General features: G+C 62.8%; 18 protein-coding genes. 4 read left to right on the top strand and 14 right to left on the bottom strand.

The annotated features are described in order from the left end of the window. From NK214_RS01785 to NK214_RS01765, 5 genes are all read right to left on the bottom strand, one after another. A complete protein-coding gene (locus NK214_RS01785) occupies window positions 1-564 on the bottom strand; it encodes a hypothetical protein (RefSeq protein WP_253313643.1) in 564 nt (187 codons plus the stop codon). A gap of 18 nt (window positions 565-582) precedes the next feature. Beyond that, entirely contained in the window at window positions 583-1,164 is a 582-nt protein-coding gene (locus tag NK214_RS01780) for a TIGR00730 family Rossman fold protein (RefSeq protein ID WP_253313642.1), read from the bottom strand. A gap of 81 nt (window positions 1,165-1,245) precedes the next feature. Next, window positions 1,246-2,319: a prephenate dehydratase gene (gene pheA / locus NK214_RS01775; protein ID WP_227103307.1), complete on the bottom strand. Its 1,074-nt coding sequence runs from the start codon at window positions 2,317-2,319 to the stop codon at window positions 1,246-1,248. A gap of 395 nt (window positions 2,320-2,714) precedes the next feature. After that, complete coding sequence (locus NK214_RS01770) at window positions 2,715-3,923, bottom strand: MFS transporter (protein WP_253313641.1); 1,209 nt, start codon at window positions 3,921-3,923, stop codon at window positions 2,715-2,717. A gap of 267 nt (window positions 3,924-4,190) precedes the next feature. After that, window positions 4,191-5,645: an aminoacyl-histidine dipeptidase gene (locus tag NK214_RS01765; RefSeq protein ID WP_227103309.1), complete on the bottom strand. Its 1,455-nt coding sequence runs from the start codon at window positions 5,643-5,645 to the stop codon at window positions 4,191-4,193. Between the two features lie 336 nt (window positions 5,646-5,981). Between NK214_RS01765 and bluB the strand changes: the two genes are divergently transcribed. The 3 genes from bluB to trpC all read left to right on the top strand — a co-directional run bounded on the left by bluB (window position 5,982) and on the right by trpC (window position 8,054). Continuing rightward, window positions 5,982-6,623, top strand: coding sequence for a 5,6-dimethylbenzimidazole synthase (gene bluB, locus NK214_RS01760; protein WP_107798878.1), 642 nt, complete (start codon window positions 5,982-5,984; stop codon window positions 6,621-6,623). Between the two features lie 32 nt (window positions 6,624-6,655). After that, window positions 6,656-7,168, top strand: a complete 513-nt coding sequence (locus NK214_RS01755) for a prolyl-tRNA synthetase associated domain-containing protein (protein WP_253313640.1) — start codon at window positions 6,656-6,658, stop codon at window positions 7,166-7,168. Window positions 7,169-7,247: 79 nt separating this feature from the next. After that, window positions 7,248-8,054: an indole-3-glycerol phosphate synthase TrpC gene (gene trpC / locus NK214_RS01750; RefSeq protein ID WP_227103318.1), complete on the top strand. Its 807-nt coding sequence runs from the start codon at window positions 7,248-7,250 to the stop codon at window positions 8,052-8,054. Window positions 8,055-8,065: 11 nt separating this feature from the next. Here the strand turns inward: trpC and NK214_RS01745 are convergent, their stop codons facing one another. From NK214_RS01745 to NK214_RS01735, 3 genes are all read right to left on the bottom strand, one after another. Then, a complete protein-coding gene (locus tag NK214_RS01745) occupies window positions 8,066-8,977 on the bottom strand; it encodes a lipase secretion chaperone (RefSeq protein ID WP_107798875.1) in 912 nt (303 codons plus the stop codon). Beyond that, window positions 8,977-9,906: a triacylglycerol lipase gene (locus NK214_RS01740; protein WP_227103322.1), complete on the bottom strand. Its 930-nt coding sequence runs from the start codon at window positions 9,904-9,906 to the stop codon at window positions 8,977-8,979. The genes NK214_RS01745 and NK214_RS01740 overlap by 1 nt, the downstream gene beginning before the upstream one ends. Window positions 9,907-10,203: 297 nt before the next feature. After that, the gene (locus NK214_RS01735; RefSeq protein ID WP_253313639.1) at window positions 10,204-12,339 is read right to left on the bottom strand and encodes a patatin-like phospholipase family protein; all 2,136 of its coding nucleotides are present in this window, start codon (window positions 12,337-12,339) and stop codon (window positions 10,204-10,206) included. Window positions 12,340-12,650: 311 nt separating this feature from the next. On the opposite strand from NK214_RS01735, the gene NK214_RS01730 reads away from it, so the two are divergent. Then, window positions 12,651-14,084 carry a PilZ domain-containing protein gene (locus tag NK214_RS01730; RefSeq protein ID WP_227103326.1) on the top strand — a complete coding sequence of 478 codons (1,434 nt, stop codon included), beginning with the start codon at window positions 12,651-12,653 and terminating at the stop codon, window positions 14,082-14,084. A gap of 82 nt (window positions 14,085-14,166) precedes the next feature. Here the strand turns inward: NK214_RS01730 and NK214_RS01725 are convergent, their stop codons facing one another. From NK214_RS01725 to NK214_RS01700, 6 genes are all read right to left on the bottom strand, one after another. Next, the gene (locus tag NK214_RS01725; RefSeq protein ID WP_107798871.1) at window positions 14,167-15,369 is read right to left on the bottom strand and encodes an acetyl-CoA C-acyltransferase; all 1,203 of its coding nucleotides are present in this window, start codon (window positions 15,367-15,369) and stop codon (window positions 14,167-14,169) included. A gap of 193 nt (window positions 15,370-15,562) precedes the next feature. Continuing rightward, window positions 15,563-17,938, bottom strand: coding sequence for a 3-hydroxyacyl-CoA dehydrogenase/enoyl-CoA hydratase family protein (locus NK214_RS01720; RefSeq protein ID WP_253313638.1), 2,376 nt, complete (start codon window positions 17,936-17,938; stop codon window positions 15,563-15,565). A gap of 475 nt (window positions 17,939-18,413) precedes the next feature. Continuing rightward, window positions 18,414-19,889, bottom strand: a complete 1,476-nt coding sequence (locus NK214_RS01715; protein ID WP_253313637.1) for an OmpP1/FadL family transporter — start codon at window positions 19,887-19,889, stop codon at window positions 18,414-18,416. A gap of 185 nt (window positions 19,890-20,074) precedes the next feature. Next, window positions 20,075-20,452 (bottom strand): acyl-CoA thioesterase, encoded by a 378-nt coding sequence (locus NK214_RS01710; RefSeq protein ID WP_019102937.1) that lies wholly within the window; start codon window positions 20,450-20,452, stop codon window positions 20,075-20,077. A 126-nt stretch (window positions 20,453-20,578) separates the two neighbouring features. After that, on the bottom strand, window positions 20,579-23,032 hold the full coding sequence (locus NK214_RS01705; RefSeq protein ID WP_253313636.1) for an acyl-CoA dehydrogenase: 2,454 nt from the start codon (window positions 23,030-23,032) through the stop codon (window positions 20,579-20,581). Window positions 23,033-23,122: 90 nt separating this feature from the next. Further along, on the bottom strand, window positions 23,123-23,770 hold the full coding sequence (locus NK214_RS01700) for a TetR/AcrR family transcriptional regulator (protein ID WP_019102939.1): 648 nt from the start codon (window positions 23,768-23,770) through the stop codon (window positions 23,123-23,125). Window positions 23,771-23,837: the final 67 nt, after the last annotated feature.

The following is a 23,837-nucleotide window of genomic DNA, read 5'->3' as shown; positions in this document are numbered from 1 at the left end:
TCATCGCCGCCAGCGCCGGGCCAAACGCCGTCCCAGCCGCGACCAGAACGACAGACGCTGCGCGCCGCGCCGGAAAAAGCCGGCCAGCGCATGCGCCAGCCGCCACGGCGCCGAAGCATGCAAGCGTTCGAAAATGCGCCCGCGCCAGTAAACGAAGCCATTATACAGCCGCAGGAACCAGGCCACCCGCATCAGCGCCAGCCGGGTCAGCGCAAACAGCCGCGCCGCCAGCGCGGTGCCGCCCAGCTTGGCCAGCAGAATGATCAGCAAGCCCAGCAGCGCGTGACCGCGTCCGATCAGGAACAGCGCCGCCAGCTTGACCGGCAGCAGCAAGGCGGCCGGCAACGCGAACATCGCCAAGGCCGCCCACGGCGGCAAGGCGGCGATGCGCCGCTCCAGCGCCGCCAGCGGCGGCCAGGTCGCCAAGCGTCCCAGCGCCGCGGACAACTCGTCCCAGGCGTATTCCTCGAACAGGATGATCAAGGCCGCCAGCAAGGCCGGCGGCCAGGTCAACACCCGTTTCAGCCGGCGCCAGCCCAGCGCCGCCGTTTCCTTTGCGCGCATCTCGGTTTCAGCGCCGGCTCAGGCCTTGGCCAGGTCCAGCCACTTGGCCACCTCTTGCGGCCGGTAGGCGCGCATCTCCGTCAGCAGCGTGGGCAGGTCCTCGCCGATGCGGAACAGGTCCATATTGCCGGGACGGGCGAAGCCTTCGGCCACCGCGTGCTCCATCATCCGGTGCAAGGGCTGGTAATAGCCGGCGGCGTCGAGCAGGCCTACCGGCTTGCCGTGCAAGGACAGCTGGCCCCAGGTCAGGATCTCGAACAATTCGTCGAAGGTGCCGAAGCCGCCCGGCAAGGCGATGAAGCCGTCGGACAACTCCGCCATCAGCGCCTTGCGCTGATGCATGGTTTCGGTGACATGAATCTCCGTCAGGCCGGTATGCGCCACTTCCTTGGCCTTGAGAAACTCCGGAATCACGCCGACGACCTTGCCGCCGGCCGCCAGCGCGGCGTCCGCCGCCACGCCCATCAGGCCGACCTTGCCGGCGCCGTAAACCAGGGTCACACCCTGCTCGGCCAAGGTGCGGCCAAAATCGCGCGCGGCCGCTTCGTATTCGGGCTTGGCGCCCTTATTGGAGCCGCAAAACAGACAGATGGCTTTCATTTTTATTTTTCCCCTATTGAAACATCAGCGTCAAAAACACAACGGGCCGCTGCGCGGCCCGCTTGCATCCCCCTCCGGCGCTCAAAGCACCGCGAGCGGATAAGAACCCAACACCTTGACGAAGGAAGTGCACTCGGCGAGGCCGGCCAAGGCCTGACGCACATTGGCGTCGTCTCTATGCCCCTCCATATCGATGAAGAACACATAGTCCCACAGCCCGGCCCGCGAGGGCCGCGACTCGAACTTGCTCATGGACACGCCATTGCCGGCGATGGGCGCCAGCAGATGGTGCACCGCGCCTGGGCGGTTGGGCGCGGACACCACGACCGAAGTCTTGTCCTGACCGGTCACGCCCACGTCCTGCAGCCCCAGCACCAGGAAACGAGTGGTGTTGTTGGGCTCGTCCTCGATATTGGACGCCAGCTTCAGCAAGGCGTAGCGCTCGGCCGCGGCCTGACCGGCGATCGCCGCCGCGCCCTCGTCTTCGGCCGCCAGCCGCGCCGCTTCGGCGTTGCTGGCCACCGACACCCGCTCCACCGCCTCCGGCAGATTCTTGTTCAGCCACTCGTGACACTGCGCCAGCGCCTGGGCGTGGGCGTACACGCGGCGGATGCCATCCAGGCCCTCCACCTTGCGCAGCAAATGGTGATGGATGCGCAGCACCACTTCGCCGCAAATCTTCAGCGGGCTGGTCACCATCAGGTCCAACGTGCGGCCCACCGCGCCTTCGGTGGAGTTTTCCACCGGCGCCACCACGTAATCCAGGCCGCGCGACTCCACCAGGCGGAAGGCCTCGTCGATCGAGCTACAGGCCACGGTGCGCGCCGCGTGGCCGAAATGCTTGAGCGTGGCCAGCTGGCTGAACGTGCCTTCCGGCCCCAGATAGGCGATGGACAAGGGCTTTTCCAGCGCCAGGCATTCGGACATCACCTCGCGGAACAAGCGCGCCACCGACTCGCCCGGCAAGGGGCCGGGATTCAGCTCTTTGACGCGGCGCAGCACCTGCGCCTCGCGCTCGGGCCGATAAATGATGCCGCCGCCCTTGATCTCGCCGATTTCGCGCGCATGGGTGGCGCGCTGGTTCAGCAGATTGAGGATTTCCACATCGATGTTGTCGATGGCGTCGCGGTGCTGTTTAAGTAAATGTTCCGACACGGCTTCCAGTCTTTCTCTATTGCACACATCCTGTGAAGACGCGCCGCCCGGCTTGGCCGCGAGCGCGTCTCTAAACACTCAGTTTCCGCGAGATGAGCCAGGCTCGCAAGCCTTTGTCGCGAGAAAACCCAAGAGACCGGCCCGCGCTTAGAACGTGTTTACGATCTTGCGAGCTAGAGCGAGACAAGGCGAAAACGACGGAGAAAGCGGAGTGCGCCGGCATTCCAAAGACACTCTCAACACCGTATCGCCGAAACGCCGCGGACCTTGAACCGCTTCCTAGCCAAAGCAGGTCCACACCCGGTTGGCCAGATCCACCACGAAATCCGCGCGCAGATACATCCCGGTCAGCCAGGCCAGCAGCAAGACCGCGCCGATGGAAAACAACCAGGTTCTCACGCGTCCTCCTTGGCGAAACTGGCCGACGGGGTTTCCCGCACCGGCAGATTGGCGGCGGCGGCCAGCAAGCCCAGCGCTATCGCCAGCATCCACACCAGATCGTAGTTGCCGAGCAGATCGTAAAGCGCCCCGCCCAGCCACACCCCCAGAAAGCTGCCCACCTGATGCGAGAAAAACACCGCGCCGGACAACATGCCCAGATGACGCACGCCAAACATGCCGGCGATCACCCCATTGGTCAGCGGCACCGTGGACAGCCACAGAAAGCCCATCGCCGCGGCGAACACCGCCACCGAAACGCCGCTGAGCGGCAGCAGAAGGAAGACCGCGATCACCACGCTGCGCGCCAGGTAAATGAAACTGAGCAGGCCGGGCTTGGACCAGCGGCTGCCCAGTTCGCCAAAAGCCATGGTGCCGAAAATGTTGAACAGGCCGATCAAGGCCAGCGCCAGGCTGGCGACGCCGCCGCCCAGGCCGTGGTCGCGCAGATAGGCCGGCAGATGCACGCCGATGAACACCACCTGGAAGCCGCAGACGAAATAACCGGCCATCAAGAGGCGGAAACCGCGCTCCGCCCAGGCGGCGGCGAAGGTATCGGCCATGCTGCGCAACAAATGCGCGCTCGCAGCGCTTTGCGCCGGCCGGTCCTCGCGCGCCAGCCAGCCGGACAAGGGCAGCATCAAGGCCGCGCAGCCGGCCAGAATCAGCAAGGCCGGCAACCAGCCCAGGCCGTCGATCAAGCCCTGCTCCACCGGAATCATCGCGAACTGGCCGAAAGAGCCCGCCGCCGCGACGATGCCCATCGCCCGCGAGCGATAGGCCGGCGGCACGCTGCGCGCCACCACGCCGAAAATCACGCTGTAGGTGACACAGGACAAGGCCAGGCCGAGCAGCACGCCGGCCGACAGCGAAAACAGCAAGGGCGTGCCGGACACCGTCATCAAAGCCAGGCCGACGACGTAAAGCAAGGCCCCGCCCAGCAACACCTTGCCGGAGCCGTGCCTATCCGCCAGCGCGCCGGCGAAGGGCTGCGCCAGGCCCCAGACCAGGTTTTGCAGGCCCAGCGCGAAGGCGAAGGCTTCCCGGCTCCAGCCGAAGGCCTGGGTCATCGGCGGCATGAAAAAGCCGAAGCCATGGCGTATGCCCATGGCCAGCGACACGATCAGGCCGCCGGTCAGCAATAATCGCTTGATGGAATCGTTCATCGCTTGTCTCCATGCGAAAGATGAGCCTGTTCAAAATCTCGCGCACCAGGGCGAGGCAAGGCCTTGCGGCTGAAAAAGCGATGAGCGGGTTTTCAACACCCCTTTAACCATCCGTCTCGCTCTACGCGGCGGACTTTGAACAAGGACTAACAACGGCGCGGCTGTCGTGATCAGTTGTGATCATAGGGCAAAACCAGGACGGCAAAAACAAAACCGGCCAGCGCTGGCGCCGGCCGGTGTTCGCTTCAAACCGTCAAGGACCGCGATTTAGCGCGCGGGCACCGCCGCCAGCACCGCCTTCAGCAAATGCCAGGCCTTGCCCACCGACTCCACTTCCACGCGCTCGCCCGGCGCGTGCGCGCCGCGGATATTGGGGCCGAAGGACACCATGTCCATGCCCGGATACTTGGAGCCCAGGATGCCGCACTCCAGGCCGGCGTGGATCACCTGCACCTGGGCCTCGCCGCCGAACTCGCTGGCGTAGACTTGCTGGAACAGGGCCAGCAGCTTGGATTGCGGATTAGGCGCCCAGCCCGGGTAGCCGCCTTCCATGTCCACCTGGCAGCCGGCCAGCAGGAACAGGCTTTCCACTTCGCGCGCCAGCATCCAGGTGCCGGAATCCAGCAAGGAGCGCACCATCAGGTTGGCGAACAGCTTGCCGTCCTCCAGCACCACCACGCCCAGATTGTTGGAGGTTTCCACCACGCCCTCGACGCGCTGGCTCATGCGCTTGACGCCATGCGGCGCCGCGTGCAGCGCGGCGAAGATGGCGCCTTGGTCGGCGCGCGCCAGCACCTTGTCCAGCTCAATCCGCTCCTGCACCACGGTGACGCCTTCGTCGACGCCGGCCAGCTCGAAACGCAGCAGGCTTTGGAAGGCGTCCAGCTTGGCCGCCACCTTGGCCGCGTCGGCGGCCGGGAAGGCCACGGCGGCGAAAGCCTCGCGCGACAAGGCGTTGCGCGCGGTGCCGCCCTTGAACGAGGCCACGCGCAGATCGGTTTCCGCTTCCAGTTCGCGAATCAGGCGGATCAGAATCTTGTTGGCGTTGCCGCGTCCCAGGTGGATGTCGGCGCCGGAATGGCCGCCGCGCAGCCCCTTGATCACCAGGCTGGCGGCCTGGTAACCGGCGGGCAGCGTCTCGCTCGCGTAGCCGCGGCTGACGTTGACGTCCACGCCGCCGGCGCAGCCCATATAGAACTCGCCCCACTCCTCGGTATCGATATTGATCAGGTACTGGCCTTGCAGCAGGCCGGTGCCCAGACCCAGCGCGCCGCCCATGCCGGCTTCCTCGTCCAGCGTCAAGAGCACCTCGATCGGACCGTGCGGCACCTCCTCGCTATTGAGCACCGCCATGCCCAGCGCCACGCCTATGCCGTTGTCGGCGCCCAGCGTGGTGTTTTCCGCCACCAGCCAGCCGTCTTGCAGCGTCGGGCGGATCGGGTCTTTGAAGAAGTCGTGCTCGGTGCCGGTGTTCGCCTGGCACACCATGTCCAGATGGCCTTGCAGCACCACGCCGACGCGGTTTTCGTAGCCCGGGGTCGCCGGCTTGCGAATAATCAGGTTGCCCACCTCGTCCACCACGGTGTCCAGGCCGCGCAGCTCCGCCCAGCCTTTCAGGTAGTCGCGCAATTGCTGCTCATGCTTGGACGGACGCGGGATTTCACACAGGGTCTGGAAGTGCTCCCAGACGACTTTGGGTTCTAGTTCTGCAATTCGGGTCACGGAAAGTCCTCTAAATCATCAAGATGCGATAGCGGTTCGGGCTATGGCCGAACGCGCCGCGCCAGGCGCGGCGACGTTGGAATTCAGACTGTCCACTTTATCACGCCCGCATGCGCCGCGTCATGTGGGAAACTCATGCCAAAAGCGTCTAATCCGCTGAATCGCTTGACCGAAGTCATGAGTCCGCCTGCAAGCGCCGCCATGCTATTTGCCAGCTGTGACAAAGCCGCTATCCTCCGACACTGAATAATCCCCGCATCTGTTTGTCAGAGCCTGTTCAAAGGCTGGCGAGCTGGAGCGCCGCAGACTTGAACAGCATCTAAAGAAAGGCCCGCCATGCACCGTTACCCCGATCAAGACATCGCCGCCATTTACCGGGTGATAGAGCAGCGGCGCGATATGCGCCATTTTCTGCCGGACCCGGTGGACCCGGCGCTGCTGCGCCGCCTCTTGGAAGCCGCCCACCACGCGCCCAGCGTCGGCTATATGCAGCCGTGGCGCTTCATCCGCATCGCGGACCGCGGCCTGCGCGAAAAAATAGGCGCGCTGGTGGACGCGGAGCGCTTGCGCACCGCGGATCAACTGGGCGAGCGCCAGGCGGAATTCCTGCGCCTGAAAGTGGAAGGCATCCGCGACTGCGGCGAGGTGCTGGTGGCCGCCCTGATGGACGGCCGCGAACGCCATGTGTTCGGCCGCCGCACCTTGCCGGAGATGGATCTGGCCTCGGTGGCCTGCGCCATCCAGAACCTGTGGCTGGCGGCGCGCGCCGAAGGCCTGGGCATGGGCTGGGTGTCCCTGTTCGACCCCGTCGCGCTCTCCGCGCTGCTGGGCATGCCGGAAGGCGCCAAGCCCATCGCCGTGCTCTGCCTCGGCCATGTCTCCGAGTTCTACGCCCAACCGATGCTGGAACAGGAAAAGTGGGCCAGCCGCCAGCCGCTGGAGCAATTGGTGTTCGAAGACCGCTGGCGCGACCATTGAGCCCCCCCGCGTCGCCATGCTAGCCTGAGGCGATGGAACACGCTCTGTACGACTTTCTCGATCAGCACCAGATCCGCCATCAGCGCTTCGACCACCCGCCGGTCTATACCTGCGAAGAAGCCGCGCGCCTGACGCCGGGCCTGCCCGGCGCGGAATGCAAAAACCTGTTTCTATGCGACGCCAAGGGCCGCCAGCACGTGTTGCTGGCGGTGCCGGCCGACGCCGGCGTCGACATCAAGGCTCTGGGCGAGCAACTGGAGCTCAAAGGCCTGCGCTTCGCCTCGCCGGAGCGCCTGCAGCGTTATCTGGGCCTGACGCCGGGCGCGGTGACGCTATTGGCCGCCTTCAACGACCGCGACCGCCAGGTCGCCATCGTCGTTGATCAGGACTTGAGCCGCCGGGACGCCATCCTCTGCCATCCCCTGGTCAATACCAGCACGCTGGCGCTGCCGATGGCGGAGCTGATGCGCTTCCTGGAGCTGACCGGCCACGCGCCGCGCATCGTCGAGGTGCCGCGCCGGCAGGAGCAAGCCGGCCGGCCCTGAGCGCCGCGGCTTGTCAAGGCCACGGCAGTTCCTGCATGATGGTCGTTTCTTTCGATTCGCCCGGATTGCAGACCCAAGCATGTCAGACATACTCAACACCATCATCGCCACCAAGCGTGAAGAAATCGCCGCCGCCTTGCGCCAGCAATCGCTGAGCGCGGTCCGCGCCGCCGCGGAAGCGCGCAGCGGCGATCGTCGCGATTTTGTCGCCGCGCTGCGCGCCAAACACGCGCTGGGCCAGGCCGCGGTCATCGCCGAGATCAAAAAAGCCAGCCCGAGCAAGGGCGTGATCCGCGAGGACTTCCGTCCGGCCGACATCGCCGCCAGCTACGCCGAACACGGCGCGGCCTGCCTGTCGGTGCTGACCGACCGCCAGTATTTCCAGGGCGACGCCGCCTATCTGCAGGCCGCCCGCGCCGCCTGCCGGCTGCCGGTGCTGCGCAAGGACTTCATCGTCGACCCCTACCAGGTATACGAAGCCCGCGCGATGGGGGCCGATTGCATTCTGCTGATCGCCGCCGCGCTGGAACTACCGCTGATGCGCGAACTGGAGGCCTTGGCGATGGAGCTGGGCATGGCGGTGCTGGCCGAGGTGCACGACGCCGAGGAACTGGAACAGGCGCTGCAACTCCAAACCGAGCTGATCGGCGTCAACAACCGCAATCTGCGCAGCTTCGAAGTCAGCCTGGCCACCACGCTGAAGCTGCTGCCGCAAATCGAGAACGGCCGCATCGCCATCACCGAAAGCGGCATCGCCACCGTCGACGACGTGAGGCTGATGCGCAGCCACGAGGTGCACACCTTCCTGGTGGGCGAAGCCTTCATGCGCGAAAAAGAGCCGGGAGAAGGACTCTCCCGGCTGTTTCGAAACCCGACGGACCGCTAAAACATTGCCGGCTATTGCGGCGGGAGGAAAGCGTCCAGCCGCAATTGCTCCTGCGCATTGAAGCGTTGGACGCGCAAGGCGGTCAGCGCCTGCTGTCTTTGCGCGGCGTCCAGGCCGGGCGCCGCCCGCAAGCGCTGCGCCTCCCGTCGGTAGCCGTCTATGCGCGCCTGCCACTGAGCCTGTTCACGATCCAGCTGCGACAAACGGTCGGCGGCGGCCTGCCCCACCATGCCGGCGCGCAAGGCGTACAACTCCTGCTCGCCGCCGCCCTTCTTCCTCAAAGCCGCCTCCGCCTCCGCCAGCGCCAGATGCTTGACCGGCTCCTGCCGCGCCGCGCGCAGCTCGGCCGGCAAAGCCGCCTCCAAGGCCTTGAGCCTAGCCGCCTTCTGCTCCGCGCTCAAACCGGCGTCGGCGGCGATGCGCAGCCGCTGGACGGTGAAGTCGTCGTAGACGTCCTCATCGCCAAACAAGCCCGCCACCTCGCTTGCGGACAAGAATTGCAGACGCAACGCCCTCATCCGCTGCAAACCCGCGGCCGCGTTTCCCGCCGCCAGCTTGGTCTCGCTCAAGGCTCGCCGATAGGCGACGTAACGGTCGAACAAGGCCAAAGCCTGCCCCAAGGCCGCGGCGCCCAATTGCGATTGCAAGGCCTGCTGCACCGCCTTGCGCACCGCCGGCAAGTCCCGCTCCCCCAGCGTCGCCAACTGGTAATCGAACAAGCGCCGCAGCTCCGCGTCCACTCTCAGCGCCCCGCTCGCCTCCACGCGCGCTTGGCCATCCGCCTGGGTGCCGCGCAAGGACGGCGCCGCCGCCGGCGCGGCGACTCCGGTTTGCGCCGCCGCGTCGTCGGCTCCGGACACGCACAGCCAGCCCAGCGCGGCCAGCAGCAGCGCGCAGCCCCACCCCATCCAGGCCCGCAGCATCACAGACCCGTGTTCTTCAGGCGATTGGCCTGCTGCCGGTACAAGCTCACCGGGCTGACCTCGAACAGGCTGACCAGACCAAAGCTCTGATTGATCTCGTTGACGTGGTTCATCCGGTAGTTATCGCGGATCACCTGACCCAGATGCGCGGAGCAGGCGCTGACCAGGCCATCGGTGGGTGTGGAGCCGAAGGCCAGGCCCAGCACGCCCATCGGCACCGACAGCGGATCCAGCACATTGGTGACGGTGGCCGAACCGGTCCATGAATAGTAGCGGATGCCGTTGACCTGATAATCGCCCTCGCCGCAAGCGCTGGTCGGCACCCCTTGCGGGAATTTGGCGCTGAAGGCGGAGGCTCCCGCCGTGGTCAGGGAATCCAACGCGCCCACCGGATATTGCGGCTGCCCGGTGGTGCCGGCGAAGAACTGCATCACCGCGGTCAAGGCCTTGGCCACCGCGGACGCCACCGCCTCGGACACCGATCCCGGAGGCGCGACGCCGCGCACGATGTCGGCCACCGCCGACCCCTTGTTGACCCCGCCCACCGAAGTGACCGAAGCCACCAGGTCCGGCCGCACCCCGGCCACGTAGCGCGCCGTGGGCGCGCCCTGGCTATGGCCGATCAGATTGACCTTGGCGGCGCCGGTGATGGCGATGATTTTTTGCACCTGCTGCAGCAACTGCTCGCCGCGCGCCTCATTGCTGTTCAGCGCGGACACCTCGGCCACGAACACCTGCGCGCCGTCGGCGCGCAAGGCCGCCGGCACTTGATAAAAATAATCCACTCCCAGCAACTGACCGAAACCGAACAAGCCATGCACCAGCACGATGGGGTAGCGCGTCTGGGTATAGCCGCTGGCGGCGTGGGCGGCGGACAGGGGCAACAGCAGGCCCAGACACAGCAATGCTCCGTGTAACAACTTCTTCATGGTGTTTCTCCTCTAGTTGATCAATGCGGGCTGAGTAATTGCTCTTATTTGCATGCCCAAGATTGGTAATAGGAGAAAGCGGCCCAAAACACCAGAATTATTCAAACGTTTGTATTTTTACGTCACATATCAACAACAGAAAATACAAGAACTTAAAATTCAACCGTCCGAAAGATCGATAAGCGTGGGCCAGAGCAGCCGTTCGCTCCCACTAGGCCAATAAAAAAAAAACGCTATATGGCGGCTGCCATATAGCGTTTTTAGTTTGATGAGCCTCAGGCCCAAGCCACAATCGACTCAGTAGTCGGACCCCAGATACAGATAGGCGGTGGGTTTGCCGCCCTTGGCGGTGCCAACGCCAAGGAAGAACGGCCCGATGATGGTGTCCGCGGCGAGGAAGACCGATCCGGCGGGAATCCAATCAGTGTTTTGCGATACCGAGTCGTCAAAGCTGAAACGCCCCCAAATCTTGCCCAGCTCCATCGAAACGCCGGCGTAGACGCCGGAACCAATCGCCGACGGTAGGCTGGACGCTCGCCAATACAGCATCGAGCGGAACAGCGACGAGCGAATGCCCACCAATTCGGAATCCTGATAACCGCTCAGATTCAAAAAGCCGCCCAGCGATCTGGGCAAGGTCTGGGTATCCTCTCTGTTGTCGAGATTCAAAGCGCCCTTGTTCTTGGCGGTCAAGCGCATCGTCACGCTGCCCAGTGTCTTGACATACTCCATGGCCGTATCGTAGTTGGTCAGATTGACATCGCTGCCCCAGGACGGAATGCTCTTGGTCACCCGGCCGCTAAAGAAATAACCGGCACGCGGCCAGCGCGGATTGTCGAACTGATCCACCACCAGGCTAGTGCTGATCCCGGTATCCCTATAATTGAACGGCGCCACGCCAGAAGCCCATGTCACTCGCGAGCCAAAGTGATTATCGTCCCGGTACGCGCCAATCCGCCACTCGCCGTAACGCCCCAAGGCCACGCCGCCATCCAGACGCACGCTGCCCACATCATTGTTCCACGCCATATTCAGCGTATGGTCAGCGTTATAAATCGACAAAAAATCCTGTCGATACCCAAAGGACGCCGCGCCGAACACCGGGCTGCCCTCGTACAGCGGCTGGTACCACTCAGTCTTGAACAGCTTGTTCTGGCCGATGGACACATCGTTGCGCCAGGCGCCGCCGGCGCTATTGGCGTTGCGCCATTCATGCGAAGCCAAAAAGTTGAAATTGCTCTCGCCCGGCGTCGCGCTGCTCAGGTTCAGGCCGAAGCGCAGGAAGTTAGGGCCTATGCTGCGCTCCAGCGGCGACACCGTCATCACATTGCGGCCGGACACACTGTCCACGCGGTAGGTCAGCCGGTCGTAGTCGCCGCCGGCGAACACGCCGCGCAGACGGGTCTGAGCGCTGCTGATCGGCTCCACCACTGAGGAGAAAGCCAGCGATTTGGCCAGTTGCTCCGGCTTGGTGAACTGGCCGGGCTTGCCTTCCACCTGAATCTTGTCGATCAAGGGGAAGTGCGGCCGCTCCAAACGGCGCTTCCACGCCGCGTACTCTTCTTCCGACACCGAATAGGCCGACAGCTGCTTGGCCAGAGCCTTGGCCGCCTCCTCGCCGCGCTGGGTGATTGCCTGGTGTTCGCTGAAAGAGGCCGCGGTATAGCCGCTCAAATCCGGCTTGATCACCAGATCGCGCTTGTCCAACCTCCGCAATTGCTCCTTGGCGTTGCGGCTGACCATCAGATTGGAAGTCTGCGCCACCACATCGAACAGGCTGTTGATCTCTTTCGCCTTCATCAGCGGCGTGGACACGTCGACGACGATCACCCGATCGGCGCAGCGGCCTTTGACATCCTGAATCGGCAGATTGCGCGCCAGGCCGCCGTCCACCAGCAGGCGGCCATCGTCGTCTTCTATCAGATCGAACAAGCCCGGCACCGCCATGCTGGCGCGCAGCGCGCGCGCCAGCGAGCCCTGCTCGAACACCACCGGTTCGCCGGTGGCCAGATCGGTGGCCACCGCGCGAAACGGGATCGGCAACTGGTCGAAACTGCCCACCACGCGATCACGCGTCAGCTTGTGGATGTACAGCTCGATTTCCTGCGAATTGATCGCGCTGCGCGGCACTTTCAGGCCGTCCTTCTTCAAGCCGAAGGTAACGTCCAGATAGTTCTTGTAATCGTCGCGCTTGCGATCGTAGGGCACGTCCGCCCGCGTCGGCTTGCCGGAGAGCAAGGCGTCCCAATCGGCGGCGTCGAACTCGTGCTCCATCTGCGCCAAAGGCAAGCCATTCGCATAAATACCACCAATCAGGGCGCCGGCGCTGGTCCCCGCGATACAGGCGATGGGAATCCGCAAACGCTCCAGTTCCTTTAGCACCCCCAGGTGGGCGAAACCGCGCGCGCCGCCGCCGCCCAGCACCAAACCCACGCCTTGCGGCGGATACGCGCCAAGCTCTTCCCCGTTGCCTGCCCAGGCCGTTTGCGACAAAACCCCGAGCAACAGCAGCGATGTCAGCCGCTGTCGCCGATTCCAGCGATTGTTATTTGTAAGCATATGGGTAAATAATGAGAATTACCGTTTCACCCACGCCTGTGCGTGGCGTAAGATATAGCGATATGCCAATGAAAACATAATTTCCTATAAAGCCGGGCTAAATGTTTGACTTCAAATCACTAGTCAGTTCCCTACTGAACAAAAACACGACTGCCTCCGAAGTGGCGCAGTCTGCAACGCTATTAGTGCGCGACCTGCCTGAAACCGAGTATTTCGGCGCCTTGGTGGAAATCATCAAAGCCGTCGCCAAAATCAATACCGACACCGATATCTCGCTGAAAGAGCGCGTCAAGACCCTGGTCTACGTCGACGACAAGGCCAACAACATCCACCGCCAGCTGTGCCGGGACTATTTGCAGTCCAAAGGCGGCAGCAAAGGCTATCTGCCCACCATCCTCGCCTACTGGCACGAGCTGTCCTCCGCCTACCAGATCTGCCTGAGACTGTACAAAAGCCATCCCAACGCGGTGCCGGAAGACGAAATCCGCATCGTCACCATCCGCGGCCTGCATCACCAGATGCGGCTGATCGCCTGGAACTCCCTGCGCTATCTGAAGCCGGAAGGCGCCGCCTGGCAAAACGGTTTCCGCTTTTTCAGCCAGGCAGAGGAAAGCGGTTTTTCCCGGCACCCGATCAAGCTTTATCTGAACAGCCCGGACGAATTCAGCTGTGAACAACTGCTGATCCAGGCCGGCATGCTCTTCCTGGCGCAGACCGACAATATGCTGCACAAGGAGATCATCGCGGTAGACCAGTTGCTGATGATGCTAAGCCAGAGCATTCCGCTGGACAAACAGCCGCCGGTGGAAGAGCCCATCTTCGTCTACAACCTGTCGATGCCCGAACCGCCGCAAGCCATGCTGCGCGGCATGGCCGGCAAATGGCACCGCTACTGGTCCGCTTACGAAATCACCAGCCGCCTGGCGGATCTGATGTTCGATCTGGACAGGCGGATCCCTCCCGCCCTGGCGGCCATGGACGGCGGGCTGGAGCGCGAGGAATGGGCCATTCTATGCGAAAAACTGGCCATTCGCTGGTCTACCGACGGCGGCAAATCGCTGCGCAAGTCGGAGCGCTCGCTGCACGCGTCCAACGCCCACGTCAGCATAGGCTTCGAACGCGTCGCCTATCAGGTCAAGGTTCAGGACGTGCCGACGCAGGATCCCGAGCGCGCCAGCGATTGGCGCATCAACGACATCAGTTCCACCGGCATGGGCCTCACCTTCATCGGCAAGGCGGTGGAACAGCTGGCCATCGGCCGCGTCATCCTGGTCAAAGCGGACAATCACCCGCAGCTGCTGGGCGTGATCCGCCGCATCCTGCGCCAAAGCAACGGCACCAAGGTGGGCATAGAAATCCTCGGGCAAAACCCCGTCGGCGTATCGCTGCTGGACCCCGAGCACTCGGAATCCCCGCCCTCCACCGCCATCTACATCACCCAGCCCAATTCCCGCAAAGGCCAGCGCTACTTCCTGATGCCCAAGGCCCTGACACTGCCGGACAAGCAATTGGTGCTGGCGGCGCAAGGCAAGTCCTACCAGATTCGCCTCAAAACCCCGCAGCACGAATACGAGGACTGCAGCCACAGCGACTTCGACACGCTGTCCAAGGTGGACTAAGCCCCGCCCCCCGCCGCGCGGCGGGCAATAAAAAACCGGCTCGCCATGGCGAGCCGGTTTTTTTACGCGAGAACCGTCCCGCTTACAAGACTTCGATGATGCCGGCGGCGCCCATGCCGGTGCCGATGCACATAGTCACCATGCCGTAGCCCTTCTGGCCGGCGTCGCGCATGCCATGCACCAGAGTGGCGGTGCGGATGGCGCCGGTGGCGCCCAGAGGGTGACCCAGAGCGATGGCGCCGCCATGCGGGTTGACCTTGGAGGTATCCAGCTCCAGATCGCGGATCACCGCCAAAGCCTGTGCCGCAAACGCCTCGTTCAGTTCGATCCACTTCAGGTCGTCCTGCTTCAGGCCCGCCTGGCTCAAAGCGGCCGGGATCGCCTCTTTCGGACCAATGCCCATGATTTCCGGCGGCACGCCCTTGACCGCGAAAGTGACGTAGCGGCCCAGCGGAGTCAGATTGAACTCCTTGAGCACGCGCTCGGACACCAGAATCACCGCGCCGGCGCCGTCGGACATCTGCGAGGAATTGCCGGCGGTGACCGAACCCTTGGCGTCGAACACCGTTTTCAGCTTGGCCAGGCCCTCCAGCGTGGTCTCGCGGCGCGGGCCTTCGTCGGTGTCCAGCACGCGGGTCTTGACCGCCACTTCGCCGGTTTCCAGATTGGGCGTGCGGTAGGTCGCCTCCAGCGGCGTGATCTCGCTCTTGAACTTGCCGCCGTCGATCGCGGCCAGCGCGCGGCGGTGCGATTCCACCGCGAACGCGTCCTGGTCTTCGCGCGACACGCCCCACTGCTGCGCCACTTTTTCGGCGGTCAGGCCCATGCCGTAAGCGATGCCGTAGTTTTCATCCTTGGCGAAGATTTCCGGGTTCAGCGACACCTTGTTGCCCATCATAGGCACCAGCGACATCGACTCGGCGCCCGCGGCGATCACCACGTCGGCCTCGCCCAGGCGGATACGGTCGGCAGCCATCTGCACCGCGTTGATACCCGACGAGCAGTAACGGTTGATGGTGATGCCGCCCACGGTATTGGGCAGGCCGGCCAGCAACACGCCGATGCGCGCCATGTTCAGACCCTGTTCCGCTTCCGGGAAGGCGCAGCCCACCACGCAGTCGGAAATCAGCTTCGGATCCAGATTAGGCACCTGGGCCAGCGCGCCGGTGATCACGTGCGCCAGCATATCGTCCGGACGCACATGACGCATCATGCCGCGCGGCGCCTTGCCCACCGGCGTGCGGGTGACGGCGACGATGTAAGCTTCTTGTACTTGTTTGCTCATTTTGATTCTCCTGTCGGCGGCCTGACCCGCGCTCCGGCGATCAGGCTGCCTTTCATCTGGCTATTGGCCGTGCTTGCGGGAGGATTCGTCGCGAGCGGGCCGAGATCGAAGCGAGAAGCGCAGCCGTACATGCGGTACGGCGAGCATCGCAGCATTCGATATCGGCGCGCGCAGCAGAATCACCCCCAAGCACTTAGTTGCGCAGCGGCTTGCCGGTGGTCAACATATTGGCGATGCGATCCTGGGTCTTGGAGTTTTTCAGCAAGGTCATGAAGGCCTTGCGCTCCAGATCCAGAATCCACTGCTCATTGACCAGGGTGCCGGCTTCGACGTCGCCGCCGGTCATCACGTCGGCGATCAGGCCGGCGATGAAGAAGTCATGCTTGGAAATGAAGTTGCCTTCCAGCATGTTCACCAACTGGCCCTTGATGGACGCGGCGCCGCTGCGGCCGGCCACCGGGAAGCCCTTGACCTTGAGCGGCGGACGGTAGCCGGCCTCGGCCAGCGCGATCGCCTGCTGTTTGGCCACGTGCAACAGCTCGTAAGCGTTGAACACCACCGGGTCGCCGTTGCGGAAGAAGCCGATTTCCTGCGCTTCGAAGCCGCTGGTGGCCACTTTGGCGGTGGCGATGGCCATGAAGTAGTCCTTCAGCGCGGCCAGCACGTCGCCGCGCGCCTCCTGAGCGGCGCGCAGGGCGAATTCTTTGCAGCCGCCGCCGCCCGGCAGCAGGCCGACGCCCACTTCCACCAGGCCGACATAGGACTCCAGCGCCGCCACGGTCTTGTCGCAGTGCATGGCGAATTCGCAGCCGCCGCCGAACACATAGCCCTGGGTCGCCGCCACCGTCGGCACCTGGCAATAGCGCAGGCGCATCGAGGTTTCCTGGAAGCGGCGCACCGTCGCGTCGATCGCGTCCCAATCGCCCATCATGAAGGCCGGCATCATAGACTGCAGATCGGCGCCGACGGAGAACGGCTCCTCGGTCTGCCAGATCACCAGGCCCTTGAAGCGGTCTTCGGCGATGTCGACGGCCTTGTTCAGACCCTCGATCACGGCCGGGCCGATCGCATGCGCCTTGGACTTAAACGACACCACCAACACTTCGTCGCCAGTAGTGAAAGCGCGCACGCCCTCGTTTTCGAACACGGTTTCGCCCAGCGGCGCCGAGGCCTCGCCCAGCACCTTGGCCGGCGCCAGCTGACGCTGGTACACGTCCAGCGTGGAGCGGCCCACCAGCTTGTTGCCGGCCGGATCGTAAGAACCTTCGGCGAAGTGCACGCCGGCGCGGTCGCCCTGCAGCACCCAGGCCGGCAGCGCGGCGGCGCTCAGCGCCTTGCCGGCTTTCACGTCCTCGTCCAGCCACTTGGCCACTTGCTGCCAGCCGGCGGCCTGCCAGGTTTCAAACGGACCCACGCTCCAGCCGAAGCCCCAGCGGATGGCGAAGTCGACGTCGCGCGCGCTATTGGCGATATCGGCCAGATGGTGGGAAATGTAATGGAACACATCGCGGAAACATGCCCACAGGAATTGCGCCTGCGGATGGCTGCTCTCGCGCAGTTTCTGGAATTTTTCCGCCGGATTGGCGATCTTCAGGATTTCCTTGACCGCGTCGTCGCCCTTCTCGCCGGAGCCGACGTACTCGCCCTTGGCCGGGTCCAGCACCAACATGCGCTTGCCGTCTTTCTTATAGATGCCGGCCTTGGTCTTGGCGCCCAGCGCGCCGGCGGCGATCAGCTTCTGCATCCATTCCGGAGTCTGGAACAGGCCGTGCCACGGGTCTTGCGGCAGGGTGTCCTGCATGGTTTTGACCACGTGGGCGAAAGTGTCCAGGCCCACCACGTCGGCGGTGCGGAAGGTGGCCGATTTAGGGCGGCCCAGACGCGGACCGGTCAGGTCGTCCACCACGTCGAAGCGGATGCCGAACTTGTCGGCGTTGGCGATGGTGGCCAACATCGAGAATACGCCGATGCGGTTGGCGACGAAGTTGGGGGTGTCCTTGGCGCGAACCACGCCCTTGCCCAGGCTGGACACCAGGAAGCGCTCCAGATTATCCAGGATGTGCGCGTCCGAGGTCAGGCAGGGAATGATTTCCACCAGATGCATATAGCGCGGCGGATTGAAGAAGTGCACGCCGCAGAAACGCGGGCGCACATTGTCCGGGCAGCTTTGCGCCAGCGTGTTGATCGACAGGCCGGACGTATTGGTGGCGAAAATGGTGTGTTCGCCCAGGTGCGGAGCCACTTTGTGGTACAGATCCGCTTTCCAGTCCATGCGCTCGGCGATGGCTTCGATCACCAAGTCGCAATCCTTCAAGAGGTGCAGGTGGTCGTCGTAGTTGGCCGGCTGAATGTGGTTGACGGCATCCTTATTGGCTAAGGGAGCCGGCTTCTGCTTTTTCAAGCCTTCCAGCGCCTTGAGCACGATGCCGTTCTTGTCGCCTTCCTTGGCGGGCAAGTCGAACAGGATGGTCGGAACTTTGGCATTCACCAGATGGGCGGCGATTTGAGCCCCCATCACGCCAGCGCCTAACACGGCTACCTTGCGTACGTTGAACTTGGTTTGAGACATGGTTTCCTCGTTTTGTTGAAACACAACATGAGACAGGCCCCTCTCGCCTGCTCAGCCTGCCTCAAGGACGGGCGTTGTTCGTCCTTGCGCTGAGTCGGCGGCGCGCCGCCGCTGCAGCCGGCACAACTCGGCCGGCCGGGAGAATGATTATGATGAAGCCCGGCCCGCCCGGAAGCCTGGCGAGAGATGGTTTTCCCACCGCCGCGGACATCCGTCAATCTACTGAAAAACCGCGCCGGCAGCCACTATTGCGGCGGATCAAGCGCAGCTGGAAAAGATCTGCATTGAAAAATATCAAACACTCGCTTTTCTCTCAAATAAGTCTAACCCAATTTGGGCAAAAAAACAGGGGGTTCATGGAAAAATAGAGAGAGAAAACAAGCGAAAAAACCGGCGCGGCGCAGACGCAAAAACCGGGCGAGCGCCACCGCGCCCGCCCGACCCGAAATCCGCGCGCCCAGCGGCGCCGATTCAATTAAAACCGGTAGTTGTACTGCAAGCCGATCAGCTGCAGATAGGTCTTGTAGCTGCCTTTGACCGTGCCGCCGTTGCCAGTACACGCCGCGCCGGTAGTCGGGCTATTTCCCGAAGGGCTGCAACCATCGGTGTAGTTCACATTGGCATTAGCGAAATTGATGAAGCTATAGGCGAAGTCGACCGAGCTCTGCTTGTTGATCTTGTAGTTGGCGCCCAGCGACAGCCACAGACGGTCACTATCGGGGATTGCAGGGTGACGCTCATTGTCCGAGCGCAATGGAGACTGCTCCCAGGCCACACCACCGCGGAACAACCAAGCATCATTGTATTGGTAGTTGGCACCAAGAGACACGCGCCAAGTATCGCGCCAGTTCTGATGGATGGTGATATCACCTTGCGAGACACCATTCACAGTAGCCTGCTTGATAACGATGTCTTTCATTTGTGAGTTGGCCACCCAGGTCACATCGCCCATCACCGCCCATTTCGGATTCAGCTGATGAAAGAAGTTGGCGGAAGCCGTCTCTGGCGTTGTCACATCAACGGTTGCACTGGTATCAGGATGCTTGGTCCCACTCAAATACGCTTGAAGGTTGGGAACACCAAGAGCAGCCAAGTTACCCTTCACGTTAGAAAAGTCCCAATCTGCCGTGCCCTCAAGTTTCTGTTTGATTGCCGAACGGTAAGCCAAACCAAAGCGAGTATTTTCATTCAGCGTAAACATATAGCCGATGTTCCAGCCAAACCCCCAGTCATCACCAGAGATCCTTGCCGTACCATCACCAGATACACCCAGTGCATTCAACTGCCCCTGAATCCCCGCCCCACCAATGATGGCGGGGTTCATCGGATTAAGCCCCAGTTTTTTAGCAGCCAACTGCGCAATACCAGTACGCACGTCAGCAGCCTGCTGCAAAGTAGCATCCAGATATTGGGCCGAGAGACCAAAACCAAACGCATGACGGTCATCCAACTTGAATGACATGCTAGGATTAATATTGAAGGACTTTAGGTCAACGTTTTGCAAGGCATAGCGTCCGGCCCAGCCACTGTCATAATCTAACTTGGCACCATACGGAACAAAGACGCCCACGCCCAAGTTAATCTTGTCGTTCAGCTTGTGCGACAAATAAAAGTTAGGCGCAACTACCACCGAAGGCGCAAAAGAGCCCCCATTACCACCGCCGGTAGGTTGATTGGCAAAATTGGTGGAACCATTGTCGGTATATTCGGAATGTGGCACCACAAAGGTTAAGCCACCGGAAAACTGCGTGCCCTCCAGCCGGGACAGACCGGCCGGGTTGGCGAAAATAGTGGAAGGATCGTTGGCCTCGGCGCCGTTGGCATGCGCCGTGCCCTGGCCGGACACGTTCTGCGAACCAAACTGATAACCCGAGGCCACGGCCTGGGTGGACATTAGACCGAATGTTGCGCCCATGACCATCACGGACAGGCTGAGGTGCTTGAGTTTCATGTTCTCCCTCTCTCTTTGGCGTTGCTATAGTGTTCTTAGGTGTTAGATGACCAATAACAAGCACTGGTCATATTTGATGCTACCAGAGAATTAGAGCAATTCCACAAGGTTTTGGAGTGTTTGTTCCAAACAAACGTTTAATGAGACATTTCTGCAACAAGCACGCAAAAAAGCATGGAAATGAGCTAAATATCACCTAAAAGACGCGATTTTCCATCGCAATCCACCGCCACATAGGTAGCCACCACTTCGGTGATCGCCTCGTGCGAGCCATCGATGCGCTCCGCTTCGACAGTGATTTTCAGGGTGATGGATTTCTGGCCTATTCTCAGCCGTTCCACATAAAGGTCCACCACGTCGCCCAGCAGGATGGGCGCGGCGAATTGAAAGGTGTTGACCGCCACCGTGGTCACCGGGCCGCGCGACAGGCGCTCGGCGTCAAGGCTGCCGGCCATGTCGATCTGATTCATCAGCCAACCGGCCTGGACTCGGCCGTAAGCATTGGTGCTGGTTGGCAGCGCGCGCACGCGCAGCGTGGGAATCCGGACTTCAGGGCGGTCCATGCTCACTCCTTTGTTCTTGTTCATCGCTCGATCTTGGCGACTTTTCATCATTTCACGCCAGCGGCCGTCTGCCAGCCGCTGGCGTGAAATGCCGGGACGGATCCCGGCAAATCTTACCCCTTACGCTCAGAAGATCAAGCGTTGCAGCAGCTTATCGTCATGTTGCTCCAGCATCTTGTCGAAATCGTCCACCATGATCACGTCGCGCTTGAGCTTGCGCGCGCGGCTGACGGCGTCGAACTCGGCCTGATTGAGCAAACCGGCCGCCAAGGCTTCCGCCAGGCGCTCGCGCGCGGTCACCGACACGAACTTGCCGTCGCGCGCCAGCTTGCGCAGCTTCTGCTCCAGCGGCTCGGTGGCCAGCACGGCTTCCAGCGCGTGCGCCAGCACGCCGACCGCATCGGTTTCCTCCTTGGGCAGATACATGCCGCGCGTCAGCCGCTCTCGGGTCGCGCCCGGCTCCATCATCGCGCGCGCCACCTGGGTGCCGACGCGGTCGGACGCCGGCTTGAGCGTCAGGCCCCACGGGAAGATCAGCTTGCGCAGCACCGCCGCCAGCATGCGGCTGGGCAAGTTGGCCAGGAAGCCGTCCATCGCCTGCTGCACATCGTACAAGGCGTTTTCCACCGACCATTGCAACACCGCCAGGTCTTCCTTGGGCGCGCCGTCGCGCTCGAAGCGCTTCAGGCAGGCGGAGGCGATGTAAAGACCGGACAGCATGTCGCCCAGACGCGCGGACAGCTTCTCGCGGAACTTCAGGCTGCCGCCCAAGCTGAACATCGCCATATCGGACAGCAAGGCGAAGGCGCTGGAGAAACGGGTCAGCCGGCGATAGTAGGCGCCGACTTCGCCGCCGCGCGGCGCGCCGACGAAACGGGCGCCGCTCAGACCCAGCCACAGCGAACGCACCACATTGCTGATCACGAAGTTGATGTGACCGGTAATGGCGGCGTCGAATTCCTTGCCGTCGTCGGTCATCGCCGCCTTCATTTCGCGCAGCACGAAGGGATGGCAGCGGATCGCGCCCTGGCCGTAGATGATCATCGAACGGGTCAGGATGTTGGCGCCTTCCACGGTGATGCCGATCGGAATCGCCTGATAGGCGCGCGCCAGATAGTTGCGTGGCCCCAGCACCACGGCCTTGCCGCCATGGATGTCCATCGCGTCGTTGATGGCTTTGCGCATGCGCTCGGTGTTGTGGTACTTGAGGATGGCGGACAGCACCGACGGCTTCTCGCCGGTATCGAGACCGGTCAAGGCCAGGTCCTGCGAGGCCTCCATCTGATAGGTGTAGCCGCCGATGCGCGCCATCGCCTCGTCCACGCCCTCGAACTTGCCGATGGGCAAACCGAACTGATCGCGGATGCGCGCGTAAGCGCCGGTGACGAAGGTGCTCATCTTGCCGGAAGCCACCGACATCGCCGGCAGGGAAATGCAGCGGCCCACCGACAAGCACTCAACCAGCATGCGCCAGCCCTGGCCGGCGAACTCGCGGCCGCCGATGATCCAGTCCAGCGGAATGAACACATCCTTGCCCCAAGTCGGGCCGTTCATGAAGGCGGCGCCGCCCGGGAAATGGCGACGGCCGATGGCCACGCCCTCGTGTTCGGTGGGCACCAGCGCGCAGGTGATGCCCAGGTCTTCTTTATCGCCCAGCAGATGCTCGGGATCGTACATCTTGAACGCCAGGCCCAGGATGGTGGCCACCGGGGCCAAGGTGATCCAGCGCTTTTCCCAGCTGACGCGCAGGCCCAGCACGTCGTCGAAACGCTCGCCGGTGCGCGGATGGGTGTAGGAACCGCGGCAGACGATGCCGTAGTCGGGAATGCTGCCGGCGTCCGAGCCCGCATAGGGGCTGGTCAGCGCGAAGCAGGGAATCTCCAGACCCTTGGCCAGGCGCGGCAGATAATAATCCTTCTGCTCCTCGGTGCCGTAGTGCTGCAGCAATTCGCCCGGGCCCAGAGAGTTGGGCACCATCACCGATACCGCGGCGGTGCCGCCGCGGGTGGCGATCTTGGTGACCACTTTGGCGTGAGCGTAGTTGGAGAACTCCAGACCGCCGTACTGCTTTTTGACGATCATGCCCAGGAAGCCGTTGTCCTTGATGAATTGCCACACTTCCGGCGGCAGATCCTTCAGCTCGTGGGTGATCTTCCAATCGTCAATCATCGCGCACAGCTGTTCGGTGGGGCCGTCGATGAAGGCCTGTTCTTCCGGCGTCAGCTTGGGATCGGGAAAGGACAGCAGGCGGTTCCAGTCCGGCTTGCCGGAGAACAGGTCGCGATCCCACCAGACCGTGCCGGCGTTGATGGCTTCCTGCTCGGTCTGGGACATCGCCGGCGTGATTTTCTTGAACACGCCGAACACCGGGCCGGTGAACACGGCGCGGCGCAAGGGCGGAAGATTGAGAACGGCGGCGATCACCGCGAAAACAGCCCAGGCCGCCGGCGGCAGCGGGCAATGGAAGACGAACTGGAGCGCGGCTAGCCAGGCGGCCAGCCCCACGGTCCAGGCCAGAACAGGCGCGCGGAAATACGCCAGCGCGCCCAGCAGCACGACCAGAACAACGGCAGATATCATTTTGTTTTACCCTCGTGTTGACCCTTCCATTCCGGCGGCAACAGCAAGGGACGCGGCCTTGGTCGACGCGTCCTGCCCTGCGCTCCGGAATCAGCCTTCCATGGGCGCGACCAGGCCAGCCATGACAAAGGGCACGAGGTATTTGACGATCATGTCCGGATCCCGCGCGCTGACGATCTGACTGCGAGTGAAGATCTTCAGCACATCGTTGCCGGCGAAGGCATTGAACATGACGCTGAACGCAAGATGCATTCTCCAGGCCAACTGCTCCGTGTCCAGCAAGGGCAAGGCGCGCTGAAACGCGCGACTGTAACGCTGGACGAACACGCTGTACTGCTGGGAGATGGTTTCGCGCAACAGGCGGTGGTTCTCCACCAAGGTGCGCGACAACAGGCGCACGAACATCGCCCCGCCGCGCGACGGGTCCTTGGACAGCGACAGGCAGGGCCGTATGAACGACAGCACCAAGCCTTCCACCGACAGTTTCTCCTCCGAGGCCTCCGCCTCCAGCTTGTCCAGTTCCGCCAGGCAGTCCGCTATCAGCGGGGCCAGTCTGCGCATGAACACGGACTCGAACAACGCGTCCTTGGAGCCGAAGTGGTAATTCACCGCGGCCAGGTTTACCTCGGCTTGCTGGGTGATCATGCGCAGCGAGGTCGCTTCGAAACCGTGCTCCACAAACAAGCGTTCTGCAACGTCCAGAATGCGGGTGGCGGTATCGGGGCGGCTTGCTTCCATGTTCTCCAGTGCCTTTTTTGTATTTGCTGGTTTTATGGTCTTGCTCATTTCAGCTTTCGAACAAGCG

The sequence above is a fragment of the Chromobacterium sp. S0633 genome, assembly GCF_024158805.1.
In the GTDB taxonomy this organism is placed as follows: Bacteria; Pseudomonadota; Gammaproteobacteria; order Burkholderiales; family Chromobacteriaceae; genus Chromobacterium.
The sequence above is the reverse complement of the archived record's forward strand: the minus strand, read 5'-3'. Positions and strand labels throughout refer to the sequence as shown.

What these genes read in the sequence shown, in the direction of transcription:
- NK214_RS01745 (WP_107798875.1), bottom strand. Translation starts at nt 8,977, where the DNA reads ATGCTGCGGGCCTGGATGGGGTGGGGCTGCGCGCTGCTGCTGGCCGCG.
- NK214_RS01710 (WP_019102937.1), bottom strand. Translation starts at nt 20,452, where the DNA reads ATGGACCGCCCTGAAGTCCGGATTCCCACGCTGCGCGTGCGCGCGCTG.
- NK214_RS01780 (WP_253313642.1), bottom strand. Translation starts at nt 1,164, where the DNA reads ATGAAAGCCATCTGTCTGTTTTGCGGCTCCAATAAGGGCGCCAAGCCC.
- NK214_RS01725 (WP_107798871.1), bottom strand. Translation starts at nt 15,369, where the DNA reads ATGAGCAAACAAGTACAAGAAGCTTACATCGTCGCCGTCACCCGCACG.
- NK214_RS01700 (WP_019102939.1), bottom strand. Translation starts at nt 23,770, where the DNA reads ATGGAAGCAAGCCGCCCCGATACCGCCACCCGCATTCTGGACGTTGCA.
- NK214_RS01755 (WP_253313640.1), top strand. Translation starts at nt 6,656, where the DNA reads ATGGAACACGCTCTGTACGACTTTCTCGATCAGCACCAGATCCGCCAT.
- NK214_RS01770 (WP_253313641.1), bottom strand. Translation starts at nt 3,923, where the DNA reads ATGAACGATTCCATCAAGCGATTATTGCTGACCGGCGGCCTGATCGTG.
- NK214_RS01715 (WP_253313637.1), bottom strand. Translation starts at nt 19,889, where the DNA reads ATGAAACTCAAGCACCTCAGCCTGTCCGTGATGGTCATGGGCGCAACA.
- NK214_RS01785 (WP_253313643.1), bottom strand. Translation starts at nt 564, where the DNA reads ATGCGCGCAAAGGAAACGGCGGCGCTGGGCTGGCGCCGGCTGAAACGG.
- NK214_RS01720 (WP_253313638.1), bottom strand. Translation starts at nt 17,938, where the DNA reads ATGTCTCAAACCAAGTTCAACGTACGCAAGGTAGCCGTGTTAGGCGCT.
- NK214_RS01705 (WP_253313636.1), bottom strand. Translation starts at nt 23,032, where the DNA reads ATGATATCTGCCGTTGTTCTGGTCGTGCTGCTGGGCGCGCTGGCGTAT.
- trpC (WP_227103318.1), top strand. Translation starts at nt 7,248, where the DNA reads ATGTCAGACATACTCAACACCATCATCGCCACCAAGCGTGAAGAAATC.
- NK214_RS01740 (WP_227103322.1), bottom strand. Translation starts at nt 9,906, where the DNA reads ATGAAGAAGTTGTTACACGGAGCATTGCTGTGTCTGGGCCTGCTGTTG.
- bluB (WP_107798878.1), top strand. Translation starts at nt 5,982, where the DNA reads ATGCACCGTTACCCCGATCAAGACATCGCCGCCATTTACCGGGTGATA.